2 rRNA genes are annotated in these 4,994 nt (G+C 57.6%); both read right to left on the bottom strand.

The features are described 5' to 3' along the window. Nucleotides 1-31: 31 nt before the first annotated feature. Nucleotides 32-3,153, bottom strand: a 23S ribosomal RNA gene (locus ABZT06_RS50130). 307 nt (nt 3,154-3,460) lie between these two features. Then, nucleotides 3,461-4,986 (bottom strand): 16S ribosomal RNA (locus tag ABZT06_RS50125). Together the 16S and 23S rRNA genes form the textbook arrangement of a ribosomal RNA operon. Nucleotides 4,987-4,994 lie beyond the last annotated feature (8 nt).

Below are 4,994 nucleotides of genomic sequence, written 5' to 3'. Positions count from 1 at the left end.
CTCAGAACTAACACAGTGGACGCGAGCAACTGAGGACAAGCCCTCGGCCTATTAGTACCGGTCACCTCCACCCATTACTGGGCTTCCAGATCCGGCCTATCAACCCAGTCGTCTACTGGGAGCCTTACCCTCTCAAGGAGGTGGGAACACTCATCTCGAAGCAGGCTTCCCGCTTAGATGCTTTCAGCGGTTATCCCTCCCGAACGTAGCCAACCAGCCATGCCCTTGGCAGGACAACTGGCACACCAGAGGTTCGTCCGTCCCGGTCCTCTCGTACTAGGGACAGCCCTTCTCAATGTTCCTGCGCGCGCAGCGGATAGGGACCGAACTGTCTCACGACGTTCTAAACCCAGCTCGCGTACCGCTTTAATGGGCGAACAGCCCAACCCTTGGGACCGACTCCAGCCCCAGGATGCGACGAGCCGACATCGAGGTGCCAAACCATCCCGTCGATATGGACTCTTGGGGAAGATCAGCCTGTTATCCCCGGGGTACCTTTTATCCGTTGAGCGACGGCGCTTCCACAAGCCACCGCCGGATCACTAGTCCCGACTTTCGTCCCTGCTCGACCCGTCGGTCTCACAGTCAAGCTCCCTTGTGCACTTACACTCAACACCTGATTGCCAACCAGGCTGAGGGAACCTTTGGGCGCCTCCGTTACTCTTTAGGAGGCAACCGCCCCAGTTAAACTACCCATCAGACACTGTCCCTGATCCGGATCACGGACCCAGGTTAGACATCCAGCACGACCAGACTGGTATTTCAACGACGACTCCCCCTGAACTGGCGTCCAGAGTTCACAGTCTCCCAGCTATCCTACACAAGCCGAACCGAACACCAATATCAAACTGTAGTAAAGGTCCCGGGGTCTTTCCGTCCTGCTGCGCGAAACGAGCATCTTTACTCGTAGTGCAATTTCACCGGGCCTATGGTTGAGACAGTCGAGAAGTCGTTACGCCATTCGTGCAGGTCGGAACTTACCCGACAAGGAATTTCGCTACCTTAGGATGGTTATAGTTACCACCGCCGTTTACTGGCGCTTAAGTTCTCAGCTTCGCCACACCGAAATGTGACTAACCGGTCCCCTTAACGTTCCAGCACCGGGCAGGCGTCAGTCCGTATACATCGCCTTACGGCTTCGCACGGACCTGTGTTTTTAGTAAACAGTCGCTTCTCGCTGGTCTCTGCGGCCACCCCCAGCTCAAGGAGTAAATCCTCTCACCAGTGATGGCCCCCCTTCTCCCGAAGTTACGGGGGCATTTTGCCGAGTTCCTTAACCATAGTTCACCCGAACGCCTCGGTATTCTCTACCTGACCACCTGAGTCGGTTTAGGGTACGGGCCGCCATGAAACTCGCTAGAGGCTTTTCTCGACAGCATAGGATCATCCACTTCACCACAATCGGCTCGGCATCAGGTCTCAGCCTTGTGTGCGACGGATTTACCTATCACACGGCCTACACCCTTACCCCGGGACAACCACCGCCCGGGCTGGACTACCTTCCTGCGTCACCCCATCACTCACCTACTGCAAGTCTGGTTCGCCGGCTCCACCACTCCCCTTTGCCCGAAGGCTCCGGGGCGGCTTCACGGACTTAGCATCGCCTGGTTCGATGTTTGACGCTTCACAGCGGGTACCGGAATATCAACCGGTTATCCATCGACTACGCCTGTCGGCCTCGCCTTAGGTCCCGACTTACCCTGGGCAGATCAGCTTGACCCAGGAACCCTTAGTCAATCGGCGCACACGTTTCCCACGTGTGTATCGCTACTCATGCCTGCATTCTCACTCGTGAACCGTCCACCACTGCCTTCCGGCGCGGCTTCACCCGGCACACGACGCTCCCCTACCCATCACAGCGGGCGTTGGCCCTATTGCTGCAATGACACGACTTCGGCGGTACGCTTGAGCCCCGCTACATTGTCGGCGCGGAATCACTAGACCAGTGAGCTATTACGCACTCTTTCAAGGGTGGCTGCTTCTAAGCCAACCTCCTGGTTGTCTCTGCGACTCCACATCCTTTCCCACTTAGCGTACGCTTAGGGGCCTTAGTCGATGCTCTGGGCTGTTTCCCTCTCGACCATGGAGCTTATCCCCCACAGTCTCACTGCCGCGCTCTCACTTACCGGCATTCGGAGTTTGGCTAAGGTCAGTAACCCGGTAGGGCCCATCGCCTATCCAGTGCTCTACCTCCGGCAAGAAACACACGACGCTGCACCTAAATGCATTTCGGGGAGAACCAGCTATCACGGAGTTTGATTGGCCTTTCACCCCTAACCACAGGTCATCCCCCAGGTTTTCAACCCTGGTGGGTTCGGTCCTCCACGAAGTCTTACCTCCGCTTCAACCTGCCCATGGCTAGATCACTCCGCTTCGGGTCTTGAGCGTGCTACTGAAACGCCCTATTAGGACTCGCTTTCGCTACGGCTACCCCACTCGGGTTAACCTCGCAACACACCGCAAACTCGCAGGCTCATTCTTCAAAAGGCACGCAGTCACGAGAGTGCATGCAAGCATGCACTCCGACGCTCCCACGGCTTGTAGGCACACGGTTTCAGGTACTATTTCACTCCGCTCCCGCGGTACTTTTCACCATTCCCTCACGGTACTATCCGCTATCGGTCACCAGGGAATATTTAGGCTTAGCGGGTGGTCCCGCCAGATTCACACGGGATTTCTCGGGCCCCGTGCTACTTGGGTGTCTCTCAAACGAGCCGCTGATGTTTCGACTACGGGGGTCTTACCCTCTACGCCGGACCTTTCGCATGTCCTTCGCCTACATCAACGGTTTCTGACTCGTCTCACAGCCGGCAGACTGTGAAAGAGAGATCCCACAACCCCGTATGCGCAACCCCTGCCGGGTCTCACACGCATACGGTTTGGCCTCATCCGGTTTCGCTCGCCACTACTCCCGGAATCACGGTTGTTTTCTCTTCCTGCGGGTACTGAGATGTTTCACTTCCCCGCGTTCCCTCCACATACCCTATGTGTTCAGGTATGGGTGACAGCCCATGACGACTGCCGGGTTTCCCCATTCGGAAACCCCCGGATCAAAGCCTGGTTGACGGCTCCCCGGGGACTATCGTGGCCTCCCACGTCCTTCATCGGTTCCTGGTGCCAAGGCATCCACCGTGCGCCCTTAAAAACTTGGCCACAGATGCTCGCGTCCACTGTGCAGTTCTCAAACAACGACCAGCCACCCATCACCCCGGAGCTTCACTCCGAGTTCACTGGGGCCGGCATCATGAGGGGGTTCATTCCCTCAGACACCCAACAGCGTGCCCGGCACCTTCGCCACTCGTGATCAGCTTTCCACGCTCCGAAGAGCAGTACTGGCAGCCCGAGATGACTGAAAGTGCCGAATAATCAACGTTCCACCCATGAGCAACCACCGTCGAACGTGTGCCGACGTAATGGCCCTGGACCACCAAGCACGCTTGGCGGCCTAGATGCTCCTTAGAAAGGAGGTGATCCAGCCGCACCTTCCGGTACGGCTACCTTGTTACGACTTCGTCCCAATCGCCAGTCCCACCTTCGACAGCTCCCTCCCACAAGGGGTTGGGCCACCGGCTTCGGGTGTTACCGACTTTCGTGACGTGACGGGCGGTGTGTACAAGGCCCGGGAACGTATTCACCGCAGCAATGCTGATCTGCGATTACTAGCAACTCCGACTTCATGGGGTCGAGTTGCAGACCCCAATCCGAACTGAGACAGGCTTTTTGAGATTCGCTCCACCTCACGGTATCGCAGCTCATTGTACCTGCCATTGTAGCACGTGTGCAGCCCAAGACATAAGGGGCATGATGACTTGACGTCGTCCCCACCTTCCTCCGAGTTGACCCCGGCGGTCTCCTGTGAGTCCCCATCACCCCGAAGGGCATGCTGGCAACACAGGACAAGGGTTGCGCTCGTTGCGGGACTTAACCCAACATCTCACGACACGAGCTGACGACAGCCATGCACCACCTGTACACCGACCACAAGGGGGGCACCATCTCTGATGCTTTCCGGCGTATGTCAAGCCTTGGTAAGGTTCTTCGCGTTGCGTCGAATTAAGCCACATGCTCCGCTGCTTGTGCGGGCCCCCGTCAATTCCTTTGAGTTTTAGCCTTGCGGCCGTACTCCCCAGGCGGGGAACTTAATGCGTTAGCTGCGGCACCGACGACGTGGAATGTCGCCAACACCTAGTTCCCACCGTTTACGGCGTGGACTACCAGGGTATCTAATCCTGTTCGCTCCCCACGCTTTCGCTCCTCAGCGTCAGTAATGGCCCAGAGATCCGCCTTCGCCACCGGTGTTCCTCCTGATATCTGCGCATTTCACCGCTACACCAGGAATTCCGATCTCCCCTACCACACTCTAGCTAGCCCGTATCGAATGCAGACCCGGGGTTAAGCCCCGGGCTTTCACACCCGACGTGACAAGCCGCCTACGAGCTCTTTACGCCCAATAATTCCGGACAACGCTTGCGCCCTACGTATTACCGCGGCTGCTGGCACGTAGTTAGCCGGCGCTTCTTCTGCAGGTACCGTCACTTTCGCTTCTTCCCTGCTGAAAGAGGTTTACAACCCGAAGGCCGTCATCCCTCACGCGGCGTCGCTGCATCAGGCTTTCGCCCATTGTGCAATATTCCCCACTGCTGCCTCCCGTAGGAGTCTGGGCCGTGTCTCAGTCCCAGTGTGGCCGGTCGCCCTCTCAGGCCGGCTACCCGTCGTCGCCTTGGTGAGCCATTACCTCACCAACAAGCTGATAGGCCGCGGGCTCATCCTTCACCGCCGGAGCTTTCAACCCTCGCAGATGCCCGCGAGAGTGCTATCCGGTATTAGACCCCGTTTCCAGGGCTTGTCCCAGAGTGAAGGGCAGATTGCCCACGTGTTACTCACCCGTTCGCCACTAATCCCCACCGAAGTGGTTCATCGTTCGACTTGCATGTGTTAAGCACGCCGCCAGCGTTCGTCCTGAGCCAGGATCAAACTCTCCGTGAATGTTTACC

It is taken from the genome of Streptomyces sp. NPDC005483 (genome assembly GCF_040606035.1).
GTDB lineage: Bacteria > Actinomycetota > Actinomycetes > Streptomycetales > Streptomycetaceae > Streptomyces.
The sequence above is the reverse complement of the archived record's forward strand: the minus strand, read 5'-3'. Positions and strand labels throughout refer to the sequence as shown.